At 68.2% G+C, this 15,885-nt stretch carries 15 protein-coding genes; 10 read left to right on the forward strand and 5 right to left on the reverse strand.

The features are described from left to right. Position 1: 1 nt before the first annotated feature. A complete protein-coding gene (locus IM767_RS07220; protein ID WP_109211635.1) occupies positions 2-1,048 on the forward strand; it encodes a DMT family transporter in 1,047 nt (348 codons plus the stop codon). A 46-nt stretch (positions 1,049-1,094) separates the two neighbouring features. After that, a complete protein-coding gene (locus IM767_RS07225; RefSeq protein ID WP_109211634.1) occupies positions 1,095-1,334 on the forward strand; it encodes a hypothetical protein in 240 nt (79 codons plus the stop codon). 174 nt (positions 1,335-1,508) lie between these two features. Here IM767_RS07225 and IM767_RS07230 read toward each other — a convergent pair whose 3' ends face one another. After that, positions 1,509-2,504 carry a hypothetical protein gene (locus tag IM767_RS07230; RefSeq protein WP_162564375.1) on the reverse strand — a complete coding sequence of 332 codons (996 nt, stop codon included), beginning with the start codon at positions 2,502-2,504 and terminating at the stop codon, positions 1,509-1,511. A 287-nt stretch (positions 2,505-2,791) separates the two neighbouring features. Then, positions 2,792-3,454, reverse strand: a complete 663-nt coding sequence (locus IM767_RS07235; RefSeq protein WP_109211632.1) for a hypothetical protein — start codon at positions 3,452-3,454, stop codon at positions 2,792-2,794. Positions 3,455-3,504: 50 nt separating this feature from the next. Between IM767_RS07235 and IM767_RS07240 the strand changes: the two genes are divergently transcribed. The 5 genes from IM767_RS07240 to IM767_RS07260 all read left to right on the forward strand — a co-directional run bounded on the left by IM767_RS07240 (position 3,505) and on the right by IM767_RS07260 (position 10,143). After that, entirely contained in the window at positions 3,505-5,316 is a 1,812-nt protein-coding gene (locus IM767_RS07240; protein ID WP_109211631.1) for an alkaline phosphatase family protein, read from the forward strand. Positions 5,317-5,518: 202 nt separating this feature from the next. Further along, positions 5,519-6,643 carry a M24 family metallopeptidase gene (locus IM767_RS07245; protein WP_109211721.1) on the forward strand — a complete coding sequence of 375 codons (1,125 nt, stop codon included), beginning with the start codon at positions 5,519-5,521 and terminating at the stop codon, positions 6,641-6,643. A 241-nt stretch (positions 6,644-6,884) separates the two neighbouring features. Continuing rightward, positions 6,885-8,348: a glutamate/gamma-aminobutyrate antiporter GadC gene (gene gadC / locus IM767_RS07250; protein ID WP_109211630.1), complete on the forward strand. Its 1,464-nt coding sequence runs from the start codon at positions 6,885-6,887 to the stop codon at positions 8,346-8,348. Next, complete coding sequence (locus IM767_RS07255; RefSeq protein WP_109211629.1) at positions 8,345-8,791, forward strand: hypothetical protein; 447 nt, start codon at positions 8,345-8,347, stop codon at positions 8,789-8,791. The genes gadC and IM767_RS07255 overlap by 4 nt, the downstream gene beginning before the upstream one ends. After that, the gene (locus tag IM767_RS07260; RefSeq protein ID WP_275426031.1) at positions 8,788-10,143 is read left to right on the forward strand and encodes a dipeptidase; all 1,356 of its coding nucleotides are present in this window, start codon (positions 8,788-8,790) and stop codon (positions 10,141-10,143) included. Before IM767_RS07255 ends, IM767_RS07260 begins: the two co-directional genes overlap by 4 nt. Before the next feature lie 27 nt (positions 10,144-10,170). Here the strand turns inward: IM767_RS07260 and IM767_RS07265 are convergent, their stop codons facing one another. Then, on the reverse strand, positions 10,171-11,979 hold the full coding sequence (locus IM767_RS07265) for a threonine/serine exporter family protein (protein ID WP_109211627.1): 1,809 nt from the start codon (positions 11,977-11,979) through the stop codon (positions 10,171-10,173). Positions 11,980-12,053: 74 nt separating this feature from the next. Here IM767_RS07265 and IM767_RS07270 point away from each other — a divergent pair, with 74 nt between their 5' ends. The 3 genes from IM767_RS07270 (at position 12,054) to IM767_RS07280 (ending at position 14,652) form a co-directional block, all read left to right on the forward strand. Continuing rightward, positions 12,054-13,163: a peptidoglycan-binding domain-containing protein gene (locus IM767_RS07270; protein ID WP_239453445.1), complete on the forward strand. Its 1,110-nt coding sequence runs from the start codon at positions 12,054-12,056 to the stop codon at positions 13,161-13,163. A 329-nt stretch (positions 13,164-13,492) separates the two neighbouring features. Next, complete coding sequence (locus tag IM767_RS07275; protein ID WP_162564374.1) at positions 13,493-14,068, forward strand: helix-turn-helix domain-containing protein; 576 nt, start codon at positions 13,493-13,495, stop codon at positions 14,066-14,068. Between the two features lie 2 nt (positions 14,069-14,070). Beyond that, positions 14,071-14,652 (forward strand): hypothetical protein, encoded by a 582-nt coding sequence (locus tag IM767_RS07280; RefSeq protein ID WP_239453444.1) that lies wholly within the window; start codon positions 14,071-14,073, stop codon positions 14,650-14,652. Between the two features lie 18 nt (positions 14,653-14,670). On the opposite strand, the gene IM767_RS07285 is transcribed toward IM767_RS07280, so the two are convergent. After that, on the reverse strand, positions 14,671-14,997 hold the full coding sequence (locus IM767_RS07285; RefSeq protein WP_162564373.1) for a hypothetical protein: 327 nt from the start codon (positions 14,995-14,997) through the stop codon (positions 14,671-14,673). A 457-nt stretch (positions 14,998-15,454) separates the two neighbouring features. After that, on the reverse strand, positions 15,455-15,885 hold a 431-nt coding region (locus tag IM767_RS20600), incomplete at its 5' end, for a hypothetical protein (RefSeq protein WP_206759219.1).

The raw sequence follows: 15,885 nt of genomic DNA on the forward strand, positions 1-15,885 counted from the left end.
CATGTTCGGAGCGGCCCTGTCGAACCGTGGCGTGCAGGCGGCGCTGGCGTCGGCACTGCTGTTCGGTGCGGGAACGCCGTTGGCGAAGCTTCTCCTCGGTGACGTCAGCCCGTGGATGCTCGCGGGTCTGCTCTACTGCGGCTCCGGCGTGGGGCTGACGATCTTCCGCCTCGTCCGCCGGGCCGAGCGCGTCCATCTGGGGCGGGCGGAGGTGCTGCCGCTGGCCGGCGCGATCCTCGCTGGTGGAGTTGCGGCGCCCGTCCTGCTCATGCTGGGACTCTCCCACATGCCCGCGTCCGGCGCCTCGCTGCTGCTCAACGCGGAGGGCGTCTTCACGGCGGTGCTGGCGTGGATGGTGTTCCGCGAGAACGTCGACCGCCGCGTCGCGCTGGGCATGCTCGCCATCGTCGCGGGGGCGGTGATCCTCAGCATCCCCACCGGCGCGGAGGTGGGGGAGGCGTGGCCGTCGCTTGCGGTGCTCGCCGCCTGCCTGTGCTGGGGCGTCGACAACAACCTCACGCGCATGGTCGCGCTCAATGACGCCACCTGGCTCGCCGCGGTCAAGGGCATCGTCGCCGGTCCGGTGAACCTCGTCCTCGCGTTCGCGCTGGGCGCCACCCTGCCCGCGCTCGGCCTCACGGCGGCAGCCCTCGGTGTCGGCTTCCTCGCTTACGGCGTGAGCCTCGCGCTCTTCATCGTCGGCATGCGTCACGTCGGCACCGCCCGCGCCGGCGCCTATTTCTCCGTCGCGCCGTTCTTCGGCGCGCTGCTCGCCGTCGCCCTCGGCGAACCCCTCACCTGGCAGCTCGTGGTGGCGGGGCTGCTGATGGCCCTGGGTGTCTGGTTGCACCTCACCGAGCGCCACGGGCACCAGCACACCCACGAGCGGCTGACGCACGACCACTGGCATACGCACGACGAACACCATCAGCACGAGCACCCCGAGCCCGTGCCGGCCGGCACGCGACACCGGCACCCGCACACGCACGAGCCGATGACGCACAGCCACGAGCACTATCCCGACGCTCATCACCGGCACACGCACTGAACTGGCGGTGGGGATCCGCCGGGCACGCTCAGTCCGCCCCCGACCGTTGCGCGTCGAGCGCGCCGTCGTCTACGCGCCGATCACCCCGGCCCGGCTCGAGGAGGCGCTCGCCGACGCGGGTCTGGACGCCGGGACGATCGGCTTCGTCGCCGCCATGGAGGACGGCATCGCCCGAGGTGTGCTCTCCGACGCCGACCTCACTCTCGCGCGCCTCATCGGTCGTCCGACGACGCCGATCGCCGACGCGCTGCGCGCCGGGGTCGATGCCGCACCCGTCACCGTGTGAGGGTTCGGCACGAAGGCGGAGGGGACGGATGCCGCGGCATCCGTCCCCTCCGTGTGCAGTCCGTGCGGGCGGTGGGTGTGGGCCGCCGGCCTGCGCGTCTGGGCAGCCCCCGACCTTCGGGGTGGTCGAGGGCTGCCGGCTGTGGTGCGGCCGCCTCAGCGGTCCCCGGGACTCTCAGAGCGCCTTGCCGTTGACGAACAGCGCGATCGCGCCGTACGTGGGGGCGCCGTCGCTGGTCACGGGGTCGATGTATTCGATGTCGCCCTCGGTGACGTCACCCTCGCTGATGTCGCCCGCGGCGACGGCTCCAGGCACGATCGCTCCGTCCGTGATCTCACCGTCAACGGGCTCTCCGTACGAGACGCGCTCCACGATGTTGGTCGCCTTGTCGTTGCCGCGGTCGCAGTCGCCCGGCGTCTCGCCCGGCTCGGCCTGCCAGCCGCCCCACTCCACGTCGCCGAACGAGTACTCTCCGAACACGTAGCCGCCGAACGTCCAGTCGCCGGCCCCTGACCACTCGCCGTCCTCCGACCACGCGCCGAATTCCCAGTCACCGAACACGGTCGGCTCGTTCCAGACCGGGGCCTCAGCCATGCTCGTCGTCGGGTTCGTGATGCCCTTGACGTTGAAGCCGGTCCATTGGCCCGTCTTGCGCGGGTCGGCGTTGAGCGCCGCGTCGACAACACCTGACAGCACACCAGAACGCGTGCCGGTGCGCTCGCCGTCGCGGGAGGCGGTCCTCGTCGCGTCACGCTCGGCCGTGCGCGAACCGACGGCGGTCCCTGTCCGCACACCGTCGCGGGTGCCTTCGCGGTGGAACTGCTTGTTCTTGTTGTCGATGGTGCACGAGAGGTCCCATGACACCGTCTGGGTGCCCGCCTGCGTGGCGGACTGGGTGCCCGACTGGACGCCGTGCTGCGTGCCCGCCTGCGTGCCGGACTGGACGGCGTCCTGAGTGACAGCCTGCGAGATCGCCTGCTGGCTCGTGAACGTCAGCTTGTGGCCGTCGACCGCCTTCTGCAGCGCGGCATTGTTCATGCCCAGCACGGTCTGGACTTCGCCCTTGCCGATGAAACCCGTGCCGTTCGGCGCCAGGGTGTAGGCGTTGGCCGCGCCGGCCGTGCCGACGAGCGCGCACGCGAGCACGGCGCCCGCGGCGATCTTGGTCATGCGATGCATCGGATTTGTCTCCTTCGATATGTGATGCCGGATCCGAACGACTGCTTCTTGATGCATTGTCCGTGTGCTTTCGGGTTGCTATCCGTGCTCTAACGGTACGGTATGACCCAACAGGAAAGGCTCAGCTTCGCCTCAACGCTTTCTATCAAGACGCACAATGGCCCCTATGAGCGCGCTGTGACGACGCGTCGGGCGGTGTCGTGGTGCAGCCGCCGCTGTTCCAGGCGAAGGGCGAGATCTTCGGCGCGCGACGTGCTCGACCTACCCCGCGGGCTGTGTCACGAGCCCTTCGCGTCGGCTCCGGCTACTTCGGATCGGTCGGGCGCGGCCGACTGCCCCTCAGGGGCCGCGGCCGCCCGGGGTGCGAGTGCGCGGTCGATCCAGACCGCCGCCCATACCGCGCTGAGGCCCGCGATGATCACGATCGCCTCCATGACGAGGGCGTAGCCGCCGGTGGTGAAGTTCGCCGCGACGAGGCGGGGTGCGACGATAGGAGGGATCACGGCGACGACGACGACGCACCATGAAAGCGGATGCCGCCCCCGCGCGATCACCCAGCCCCCGACGGCCGCCAGCAATGTGACGAAGCCCTGGTTCAGCACGAACGACCACAGCGCCGGCGGTTGCGTGATCTGGCCGCTGCCGCGTTCCAGGCCCAGCGTCGCCCACAGCAGCAACACGACGCACACGAGCGTGATCCCGCCGAGGCGGCGCATGCCCGGCGTCGGCAGGAGAGCGAGCGAGGTGACGAACATCCCGAGGATCAGGATGAACTGCACCACGTCTACGATCGGGGTGTCGTTGCGGATCGTGCCGGCGTAGGTCGCGGTCTGGACGATCGCCGAGTAATCCGTCGCGATCATCAGGTAGGTGGCCGCCAGTGTGCCCACGATGGCCGCGCCGTACCGCGCACCGCGGTCGAACCGAAGGGTCGGGGCCATGGTCGGAGCCTAGTCCGTGGCTGCCGCCTAGACTGCGAACAGGGGGTGCGATGGCAGATGACGATCGCGCCGGCTCGGAAGCCGACGCCTCTCAGGACCAGAGCACGATCGCCGCGCCGTCGCGACGGGACTTCTTCCGGCGCGTGGGAATCGGTGCAGCCGGCGTCGCGATCGGCGGATCGGCCGGAGCTGCCGTCGTCGCTGCGGCCACGACGCATCCGCCCGAGTACCAGCCGCTGTCGCCGCGTCACGTGGCGGGTTTCGACCACGTGGTCGTGGTCATGTTCGAGAACCGCAGTTTCGACAACGTGCTGGGACGGCTGTACTCGGCGCAGGAGAAGTCGAAGGACGAGTTCGACGGGCTGAATCAGGCCGACTACTCCAACACCGCGCCCGACGGCACCGTGGTCCCGGCGTACGTCTACGACGGGCCGACGGACTCGGTCATGCAGCAGCCCCAGCCGGATCCGGGCGAGACCTACCCGCACGTCAACACGCAGCTGTTCAGAGTCGTCGATCCGGCGACGAACGCGGATGTGCGCCGCTACGGCCAGGTCGATCCGTTCAACGCCCCTTCCCGCGGGCAGCAGGCGACCAACGACGGGTTCGTCGACGACTACATCGTCAACTACCGCCTGGCGAAGAAGCGTGATCCCAAGCCTGAGGAGTACCGGGTAGCCATGGGCGGGTACTCGCCTGACATGCTGCCGGTCATCTCGACGCTGGCCAAGGAGTTCGCCGTCTACGACCGGTGGTTCTCCGGCGTTCCATCGCAGACCTTCTGCAACCGGATGTTCTTCCACGCCTCGACCTCGAACGGCTTCGTGGTCAACCACACCGGTGACGACTACTACAAGTGGGTCAACGGGCCTCCGGCCGAGACGATCTTCAACCGGCTGGAAGAAGCCGGCCTCTCCTGGCGCGTCTACTACGACGCCTCGCAGCTCGTGTCGTTGACGGGGATGCTGCATGCCCCGGTGCTCGAGAAGTACTGGAAGACGAACTTCCGTGAGATGGAGCAGTTCGAGATCGACGCGCGCGAGGGCAGCCTGCCCGCCTACTCGTTCATCGAGCCGCGCATGGTCTTCAACCACAACGACATGCATCCGCCGTGGGGCGAGCTGCGCGAGGGATGGCTGGATCTCGGAGATGGCACGGGGATCCAGATCGACAACAGCGCATACTCCGACGTGCGCGCCGGGGACGCCCTCGTGCAGCAGGTGTACGACGCGATCCGCCAGTCGAGTTCACCACAGGGCTCCAACGCCATGAACACGGCACTCGTGATCACCTTCGACGAGCACGGCGGCACGTACGACCATGTGGCTCCTCCGGCGGCGGTTCCTCCCGACCGCACCGGGCCGGGTGAGATGGGCTTCGAGTTCGACCGGCTCGGGGTTCGCGTGCCGGCCATCGTCGTGAGCGCGTACACGGCGTCGGGCACCGTGCTGCACGACGAGATGCACCACGGATCCGTCATCAACACGTTGTGCAGACTGCACGGCTTGCGTCCGCTCACCGCACGCGACGAGGCAGCCAACCCGATCTTCAACGCGGTGAATCTCACGGTTCCGCGGCAGCCGTACACGTGGCCGCAGCCGCAGTCGCTCTACACGCCGCCCAACGTCGAAGCCAAGCCGACTGCGAAGGACGAGGAGAAGCACCGGAAGCGCCCTCTCACGGCCCCGGCGCGCGGACTGCTCGGGCTCCTCACCGCGCGCTTCGACCCGGGAGCGAAGATCCCGACGACCTACGGCGAGGCGTACGACGCGCTCGTGAGCAAGGGGCACGGCCTGTTCGGCACGCTCGACGATCCGTCGCCGGAGCCGACCGCGAGCCCGACGCCCACCGCCACCGGCTGATCGTCGACCGTCGGAGCAGGTCGACGGATGCCGCTCCCGCCCACCGAAGCATCGCGCTAGCGTATGGCTCGACGGCACGGCGCCGGCCGTCGGGGTCCTCGTCGAAGGAGAGTCCTATGTGGAATCGCTCATCCGCGTCGGCATCACCGTCTCAGGGCTGGAGCGGCTCGCCCATCGCGGTCGACCCGACGCAGGCGATCTCATGAGCAGCGCGCCTCGCGCCTTCACCGCGGACGACTTCCGGGAGCGCATGGAGAGGGCGGTGCGGGATGCCGCGGAGGAAGGCCTCGACGGTTTGCTCGTGACCCCCGGACCCGACCTGCTGTGGCTGACCGGGTACCGGCCGACTGCCATCACCGAGCGGCTGACCCTGCTCGTGCTTCGCCGCGACGCAGACCCGCAGCTGCTCGTGCCGACTCTGGAGCGTCCGGATGCGGAGTCCGCTGCAGGTGCGGAGGCCGTGACGATCAGCGATTGGCGTGACGGCGACGACGCGTACGCCACGGCCGCACCACTGCTGCTCTCGGACGGCGTCTACGCCGTGTCGGACTCGGCATGGGCCATGCACCTGCTCGGCCTTCAGAAGGAGCTGCCGGACAGCAGATACTCCTCGATCACCGAGCGGCTGCCGATGCTGAGGGCGGTGAAGGACGCCGACGAGCTGGCCCGCCTGCAGGCAGCCGGCGCCGCGGCGGACGCGACCTTCCACGAGATCCTGAAGGTGCCGTTCGCCGGTCGCAAAGAGACTGAGGTCGCCGCCGATCTCGCCCGGTTGCTGCGCGAGTTCGGCCACGAGCAGGTCGACTTCACCGTCGTCGGGTCGGGCCCGAACGGCGCCAACCCGCACCATGAGGCCGGCGACAGGACGATCGCGGCGGTGGACATGGTCGTCCTTGACTTCGGCGGACTCATGCACGGATACGGGTCGGATACGACGCGCACCGTGTGCGTGGGCGAGCCTACGGCCGAAATGCGCGACGTGCACGAGATCGTCCGAGTGGCCCAGCAGACCGCGTTCGAGACCGTGCGCCCGGGCATCGCGTGCGAAGAGGTCGACCGGGCCGCGAGGCGCGTGATCACCGAAGCCGGCTACGGTGATCAGTTCATCCACCGCACCGGGCACGGCATCGGGATGACCACGCACGAGCCGCCGTACATGGTCGAGGGGGAGAAGCGTCTCACGGTGCCGGGGATGTGCTTCTCGATCGAGCCGGGGATCTACCTCGCCGGTCGCTTCGGTGTCCGCATCGAGGACATCGTCACTGTCACCGCCGACGGCGGCCGGCGCTTCAACGACACTGATCGCGCACTCGCCACCGTCCACTGAGACCGTCGCTCCGCGCGGTCACCCGGAGATCCCGGGCTGCGGCTGCGGGTCAGGCGGCGCTCATCTGGCCGCTGGCGCGCCGCGGGATCGACCCCTGCAATCGCGATGCGAGTTGATCTACCCCACGCGCTCCGACAGCGCTATCTTCAGCAATGGATCCGCTTGTGTGTTTGGAATAGCCCGCCAACGACGGAAGGGGATGTGCGATGTTGCAATCAGTCGGTTATCGAGGTCGCCGGCCATGAGCGCCGCCGAAACGACAGGTCGCGGACGAGACGCGGTCCGCGCGCGTGCAGCCGCCGTTCCCGCGCCGGTGTGGATCTCCTGGATCGCCCTGGCGCTGATGACCACGAGCTCGGTCGCGAGCCTTCGTCCCGCGCCGACGATGGCCGTGTACGGCCTCGCCGCGGTCTTCCTCTACCTCGTCCCCGCGATCGTCTTCTTGCTGCCGACCTCGCTCGTCGCGGCGGAACTCGCGTCCGGCTGGAAGGGCGGCGTATACAAGTGGGTGTCCGAGGGCATCTCCAAGCCCATGGGATTCCTGGCGATCTGGTGCCAGTTCGCGATGACGATCTTCTACTACCCGACGCTGCTCGGATTCGTCGCATCCACGCTGGCGTACGTCATCAACCCCGAGCTGGCGTCGAACGGCGTGTGGACGGCGCTCGTCATCATGGTCTGCTACTGGGCCGGCGTGTTCGTCTCGTCTCGAGGGACGAAGGGGGTGGCAGGCCTCGCGAGCTGGGGACTCATCATCGGCACGCTCATCCCCGGCGCGGTATTGGTCTTCCTGGGCGCGCTCTTCCTCGGACAGGGCAACCCGTCAGCCGCCCCGATGACCGTCGACAACCTCCTCCCGCAGTGGGCGGGTCTGGCCAGCCTGGTACTCATCGTGAACAACTTCCTGTCCTACAGCGGCATGGAGATGAACGCCGTCCACGTGTCCTCGCTGAAGAACCCGGGCAAGGAGTATCCGAGGGCGATCTTCCTCGCCATGGGGCTCGTGCTGTTGATCTTCATCCTCCCGGCGCTCGCTATCAGCTGGGTCGTGCCGGCTGAGCAGATCTCGCTGACGGCCGGCATCATGCAGGCGTTCGAGGCCGTGTTCGCCACGTTCGACATCTCGTGGCTGACCCCGATCGTCGGGATCATGCTCGTCGCGGCTTCACTGGGCGGCATGCTCACCTGGCTGGCGGGTCCGTCGAAGGGCCTCCTGCTGATCTCGCGCGAGGAGGGCTACCTCCCGCCGTTCCTGCAGAAGCTCAACAAGAACGGCGTGCAGCAGAACCTCCTGGTCACGCAGGGTGTCATCACGTCGATCATCGCCCTGGGGTATGCGTTGATCCCGAACGTCTCCAGTGCGTACTGGATCTTCTCCGTGATCACCACACAGGTGTACCTGATCATGTACCTGCTGATGTTCGTCGCCGCGATCCGGCTGCGGCGGCTGCATCCCGACCACCCGCGCGGCTACCGGGCGCCGATGCTGATCGGCCTGTGCGGGGTCGGCTTCGCCGCATCGCTCGCCGCGCTCCTGGTCGGCTTCATCCCGCCTTCGCAGTTCGGCGGCACCAGCCCGTGGGTATATCTGGTGATCGTGGGCGGCGGTGCGCTCGGGCTCGGGCTGCTGGTGCCGTTCCTCTTCTACCGCTTCCGCAAGCCGTCGTGGAAGCAGCCCGCCATCGCCGAGACGAGCGAATCATGAGCACGAACAACGAGACGCAGAGCAAGCGCGAGCGCTCGGTGATCTCGATCGTCGTCATCACTGTCCTCGTCGTGCTCGCCGTGATCGCCACCACCCTCTTCATCGGGAACCGGCAGGAAGAACGCGACGTCGAAAAGGCCCAGCAGCTGCTGGATTCCTTCGCCGACGCCGGCATCTCGGTCAGCTTCACCCCGGAACAGGTCGCTGCGGTGCTGGGCGACGACGGCGGTGCCACGTGCGCCGACCCGAACTCCGCGCTCGCGCGCTCCACTCTGCTCGCAGGCCTGGCGAACGGCGCGGGTGGCCCGGGTCTGCGCCCGACGATCGTGGAATCGAGGCTGCTGCAAGGGCAGCTGCTCATCATCGAGACGTACTGCCCCGAGGAGGCGGAGGAGTTCCAGGAGTTCGTGGACAGCCTGGCGACGGTCGGCGACGGCTCGTGAGCGAGGAGATCCGCACCCGCATACAGGGAATGATGTCCACCGCTCGGGATGAGCTCTCGCAGCTGGTCGCGATGCGCTCGGTCGCCGATCCGCGCCAATTCCCGCCGGAGGAGTGCGCCGCCGCGGCGGAGTGGGTCCGCGCCCACTTCGCTGAGCTCGGATTCACCGACGCCCGTCTGGCCCGCACCCCGGACGGCAGCGATGCGGTCGTCGGCAGTCGCCGCGCGGCCGATCCAGATGCGCCGACGGTCCTGCTGTACGCCCACTACGACGTGCAGCCTCCGCTGGACGCCTCGGCCTGGCGGACACCGCCGTTCGAGCTCACCGATGTCGGAGGGCGATGGGCCGGTCGCGGCGCGGCGGACTGCAAGGGCAACATCGTCATGCACCTGCTCGCGCTCCGCGCGCTCGGCTACGACATCCCGGTGCACCTCAAACTCGTCGTCGAGGGCAGCGAGGAGCAGGGCACCGGCGGACTGGAGCGGTTCGTGGAGGAGAACCCCGACCTGCTCGCCGCCGACGCCATCCTGGTGTGCGACACCGGCAACGCCGCGGTCGGGCGTCCTGCCGCCACCGTGTCGCTCCGCGGATTCGCAAATGTCGTCGTCCACGTCGATGCGCTCGCGTCAGAGGTGCACTCGGGGATGTTCGGGGGCCCAGCCCCCGATGCTCTCGCCGCTCTGCTGGCGCTGCTCGCATCGCTCCGGGACGAGCGCGGGAGCACCACGGTCGACGGGCTGGATCGAACGCAGTCCTGGGCGGGCGAGCCCTACGATCCCGCACAGTTCCGCAGCGACGCCGGGGTGCTCGACGGCGTCGACCTGCTCGGCGACGGGACGGTCGCCGATGAACTCTGGGCGCGGCCCGCTCTCACCGTCCTGGGCATCGACTGTCCGCCCGTCGTCGGATCGACCGCGTCGATCGTCGCGAGTGCGTCGGCACGACTGAACCTCCGCGTGCCGCCGGGCATGAGTGCACAGGCCGCGCACGATGCGCTGGCCGCGCACCTTCACGCCCATGCCCCCTGGAACGTGCGGGTTCGGGTCGAGACCGAAGCGGTCGGCGAGCCGTTCCGCGCCGAGACCACCGGTCCGGCCTACCGGGCGTTCTCGGACGCGATGCAGGAGGCCTACGGGGTCGCTCCCACCATGCTCGGGCAAGGCGGATCCATCCCTCTCTGCAACGTGTTCGCCGACACGTACCCGCACGCGGAAATCATCCTGATGGGCGTCGAAGAACCGCTCGCGCTGATCCACGCACCGAATGAGAGCGTCGACCCGAGCGAGATCGAGAACCTCGCCGTGGCCGAAGCGCTCTTCCTGCGCAGCTACCGACCGACGACGCCGACCTGAGCTTCAGCGCACGGCAGGCGGCATCCGTCACTTCGATACGTCGTCGGCATCGAGCTGTGCACGCATCCAGTCCTCTGGAGCAGCGTTGCGCAATCCGCGGACCGAGCCGGTGACAGCCAGCCCGACCAGCACACCGAGAGCGACCGACACCATCGTCGCGATGGTCGTCACGACGGTGACCAATCCCGACGAATCGCCCTCGAGCACGCCCGCGACGCCGATGAGACCGAGCGCGCCGGGCACGAGCAGCCAGAACGCGGGGAGGAAACTCACGAACGCGGGAGGGCCCGTGCGTTGACGCGCCACGATCACCGCCACCGGTGTCATGGCCGCCGCGCCGACGAGGGCGGAGAGCACGCCGTCGAAGAACACGTCTCCGATCACCTGGGCCGCGTAGGCCACGTACAGCACGACGATGATCCATCCGATCGACACCGGCCGCGCGCACTGATGGACGCTGATACCGGCGCCGAACGCGGCCACGGCGATCCACGGCACGAACGGTCCGAGCGGCCACGCTGTCTCTGTATACGACGGCACTCCGATGAGAGCTCCCGCTGCCACGATTCCGGCGGCCAGGAGCAGGAGCCTCATCGCGCCCGCCGCCACGCGCGCCGCGCCCGACATGATGTCGCCGGTCGCCAGTTCGATCACCCCGACGGTCAGCAGGCTTCCGGGCAGCAGCATGACCAACGGAGCGACGACGGCCGGGAGAACCCCCGGATCGAAGACGTGCGCGACCGTGAGCACCACCAACCCGACGCCCAGGGCTGCGGCGACCACGACGAGGGCCCGATTCACCGCTCCGAACCGCTCGGTCGCCAGCAGCAAGGCTCCGACTCCCACGCCCAGCACGCCGGCCAACGCGACGCCGGGCCACGACGACCCGAGGAGCACACTCAGCGCCGCCGACAGCAGCGCATATGCTCCCACCCGCTGCAGACGCGTGAACGGCGGTGTCAGCATCCGCACCCGTTCGAGCGCCTGCGCCACCCAGCTCGCGCCGTTCGGCCGAGCGCGCGCCACTCCCGCCACCCGATCGACCGCATCGACCTGATGCAGCAGCGACGAGGTGTCGCCGGCGGCGACGACACGCGTGTGCACAGCACCGCCATCACCCGACGACACGAGGATCGACGTCGGGAAGACGACGACCTGAGCCGCCGGCAAGCCGTTCGACCTGGCCATCTCCTCCAGCGTGCTGCGCACCGGCCCGACGGGGTAGCCGGCATCGATCATCGAGGATCCGAGGCCTGCCATGGAGTCCAGCACCGCGGGCGTGGCGATCGAGTCGGTCGGGCCGCGCTCGCCGGCAGCTGTGGGAGCGGCGGTACCCGTGGCCTGGCGTTCGTTCGCGCCCGTCCCCTGGCGCGTGGCCGGATCTGCACGCCGCTCACGACGGAGAAGTGTCCACAGCAGGATGCCTCCGCCGACGAGTGCCGCGGCGGCGATCAGCAGCATCGAGAGGTCGGTCGTGGTCGTCGTCACCGCCGGCGGTATCGCAGGTATCGGGGTGACGGTCGGAGAAGGCTCGGGCGCGGGGGTCTCGGTCAGAGTGGGCTCCGGCGCGGGAGCGATGGTCGGGGTGGGCTCGGGCACGACCGTGGTCGTGGGAGTCGGCGTCGGGGTGGGCGCCGGATCGCCGGTCGACGTCGGCGTGGGCGTCGGCGTGGGTGAGGGCGTGGGGGACTCGGCCGGATCCGGTGCCGTGATCCGGACGTCGTCGCCCTGCCCGTACGCAGCATCTGCGGCGGCGGATGCCCCGAGGACGAGCAGAACGCCGAGCGCTGCGCGAGAAGCGACGGCATGCCACCGGCGGACTGGCTGCGGATCCATCCTGTTTCACCCCCGACTTCGGTGCCATTATGGCCGCAGGTCGAGGGAGGCGGATGGTGGCGACGACGATGCGGATGCCGATGAGACTGACGATCGCGGTCGTGGGGGTCGCCGTCAGTGCGGTCGCACTCGCCGCCTGTTCGGGCGATGTGAGCGACGTCGACAGGGCGCAGACGAAGGTGACCGCGAAGGAGAACGCCGTCGCCGACGCGCAGGACGCCTTCACGGCGGCATCCGACGAGTTCTGCGAGGCGGCCGAGAGCTACATCGGAGCGCTCGATCGCTACGGGGACGTCCTCGCCGACACCGCGCCGACCGTCGGAGACGTGCGCAGCGCCGGCGCCGACCTCGCCGCGCCCCGCGAGGAGTCCCTTGACGCCGCGCGAGCGGCGACCGAGGCGCAGGCGGAACTGGTGGCGGCGCAGCAGGAGCTCGTCGATGCGCGCGCCGAACTCGCTGCGGCGCAGAGCGGGCCCTCCGGGACCCCGGCTCCGATCGAAGACGCCTCGCCGTCGGTCACGCCTCTGGCGCCGACGTCATCGGTGAACCGCGTCGAACAGGCGGAAGACGAGTTCGCCGCCACCCAGGCCGCCATCACCGACGACACGCCTCTGCACGACGCCTCCGAGCAGTTCAACAGTGCCGCGGTCGCCCTCGAGATGGCCTGGCTCAAGCTCTTCGCAGAAACCGGATGCCTCGCCGATGAGCCGGCGCAGCAGGCTGAGGCTGCGGTGCGCGCCTACACGACGGCGATCCAGCAGGAGCTGGCGACGGCGGGCTACTACGCCGGCACGGTGGACGGCATCTACGGTCCGGTGACCGTCCAGGCCGTGGAGGACCTGCAGGAGGCCCACGGTCTGCCCGTCACCGGAACGGTGGACAAGGCGACGGCAGACGCGCTCGATGCCGAACTCGCAGCGCTCGGCAGTGCGGCAGCTCAGGATTCCGTGGCTTCGACGGCGGCGGTCCAGCAGACGCTCAGCCTGCTCGGTTTCTGGGACGGTCCTGTGGACGGCCTCTGGACTCCCGAACTCACCGAGGCCGTCATGGCATTCCAAGTCGAGTTGGGCGTGGAGCCGACGGGAGCAGTGGATGCCGCGACGATCGCCGCGTTCGAACAGGCGGTCGCCGACCTCCAACAGGAGAGTACGCCGACGCCGAGCCCCTCGGGATCGGGTGGGTAGACACGCCCGGACATCGGTGGCGGAGGATGGGGGATTCGAACTCTCATGCTGTTGAATACAAGTGGGCCATTTTGCCGCGGAATTACGCGGTTTTTGGGATGACTCGCCTCAGGGTCGGCAGCGTTCTCCTGCATCGATCCGCACGGCGTGTCGCCGGTTAGTGTGCCTTAACTGTGCCACGAGGATCGATCGACTGAGCCAAGCGTGCAAATCAGGCCCAGGGGGCGTCGGCGACCGATGGTCACGCGGTCGAATTTCGGGTCCTGGTGGCCGGCCCTTGACGCTGTCGCGTAGAATATGACGTCAACGACATAATCCGGGAGGTGCTCATGACCGCCGCTGCGACACTCGTGCGCGCTGCCCGTAAAAGCCGCAGGCTCACCCAGCAGCAACTCGCTGAACGCGCCCACCTCGATCAGAGCAGCGTTTCTCGCTCTGAAGGTGGCCGCGATGCAGAGTTCAGCACTATCCAGCGCTTGCTCGCCGGTGCGGGGCACCGCTTGTACTCGGCACCCACCCAGCGGGACGACGCCGCGACGGTTGCTGTGGAGATCCGCGAGCAGCTCAGCGTCAAGGACAAGGACCGCGCGTTGCGCGCGCTGCTGCAGCTCAACGACAACCTCGTCGCCGAACGAGGGCTCGTCCGTGGCGTGCTCGGGCTGGCTGAGCCGGAGTCGACCAAGGATCCCGTATGGGATGCGGCGATCGCCGGCCTTGTGGCATGGCGACTAAGCGAGGAGGGTCTGCCAGCGCCCGATTGGGTGAACGCGCCCGTTAGGCACCTCAGCACCCCTCGCACACTCGACGTCGATCCGGCCGACCCCGCTCCACCAGAGTCCGAGGTGCCGGAGGAGTTCGCACAACGAGGCGTGCACGTATGGCGTGACACCTTCGCGAGCGTCTGAGCGTGGCGACCTCGCTGAACCGCGACGACATCATCGACGGACTCCGCGAACTCATCGCGGAGTTGTGTGAATCCAACGAGGTCGCCGGCATCCGTCTTGTTGGCGGTGCCGCACTTGCGCTTCGCTACTTCGACCGCGGCACCACGCAGGATCTCGATTCGCTGCATATTCAACCCGGCAGCGGTGAAGCGGTGGCCGCCGCATCCGCGCGCGTTGCGGATCGCCACGGGTGGGCTCCTGAGTGGCTGAACTTCAGAGTCGAGCAAGCTGATGCGTTGCCAACGTTCGGGCGCCAGGTCGAGTGGGAGACGATTTTCGACCAGAACGGCATTGCGATCGAGGTGGCTTCCAAGGAGGCGTTGCTCGCGATGAAGCTTCGCGCCAATCGTCCCGGCCGTGATACCAACGACATCCGCCAGTTGCTCCGCCTGTGTGATGTCGCGACGCTCGAGGCGGCGGAGGACCTCTACGAGGACTACTACCCGGGCGATGGACTCAGCGACCGTGCCGTCGGGATGGTGCGACGCATCCTTGATGGCGGTCTGCCTGACCATGTGCCGTCACCGGGCCCCATCGACTTATGAGCACGACTCGTTGAGGGATCACGCCCTCTTCATCAGGGCCTGCCGGCTGAGCTTCGTCCGCGAGCTCAACGCAACCCAGGTCTGCCCTCGACCCCGTAGCCATGACACGAGTTCGTCGCGTTCGTGCAGAAGCTTCGCCTCTTCGCGGTGAAGCTTCTCCAGGTCGCGGCTGAGTGTGCTCAGGCGGTCAAGACCAGCACGGGTGTCGCCCCATTTTCGCGCCAGCCGGCGCTCTGCCGCAGATCGTTCGTCCGCGTCGCGACGGGCACGGTCGGCTTGTTCGTGCGCCTCAACTTCGCGCTCCTGCGCGGCTTGGCGCTTGGAATTTCGGCGTCCGCGAACCATGTAACCAAGTTGTCACGCGTGCCCAGTGTTCTCAAGAGATCTGAGCGTGCCACTGAATAGTGCCTGCGTGCATTGCGGTTACTCTCTCGTCTTGCCTCTGTTCGTTGGTCTTGGCTCTTGGCTCTTGGCTCTTGGCTCTTGGCTCTTGGCTCTTGGCTCTTGGCTCTTGGCTCTTGGTTCTTGGTCGTCTCTGGGTTCTGATCGTCTGTTGGTCGCTCGGAGCTCGTCCGGCTCGGGCGCCGCCATCGCGCATTTCATCCGCCTGGCCATCCGAACAGGCAACCGCCATGGCGGCCAGCGGTCAGAACCGGCACCGGTCGCACCACGGTGACCAGCGGCATCCGCCCGGACAACGACCCTCAATCGCGCCGCGCAGCTGGGTTCGGTGGGCCGCGACCCACAACCCATTCGGCGGCGTCGATCACGCGAAAGAGCGCCGACTCATGTATCGCCAAGGCTATTCATCGATCAGTTCCAGGAACTCGCGCGTCACGCTCTGCGGATCGTCAAGTTCGTGGTCGAGGTCGGTTCTGAGCGCGGCGCGTAAGCCGGGCAGATGGGGTGCCGCGTACGAGGGGCTGATCACGTAACTCTCAATCTCGCGGATCTTCGCATGCCACCACTTCTGCGTTCCGCGCTGACGAGGTCGTGACGACCTAACCGCAAGGGCGTCCTCCCAAAGGCCGAGCTCCCATCGGCTTCGAGCAATGTCGATCGATATGTCAATCGAAAGCAGCCCGTGTAGTCGCTCCTCCAACCGGTTCGACGGGACTGCTGCACGAGTAGGTGACATCTGATCTGGCTTGCCCGAGGGGTAGGCCTGGAAGGATGTTGCTGTGCCCAAGCCGTACCCGAGCGAGTTCCGTGACGACGTGGTCCGCGTCGCGA

Origin of the sequence: Microbacterium ureisolvens, from assembly GCF_015278315.1 — a bacterium.
Taxonomy (GTDB): Bacteria; Actinomycetota; Actinomycetes; order Actinomycetales; family Microbacteriaceae; genus Microbacterium; species Microbacterium ureisolvens.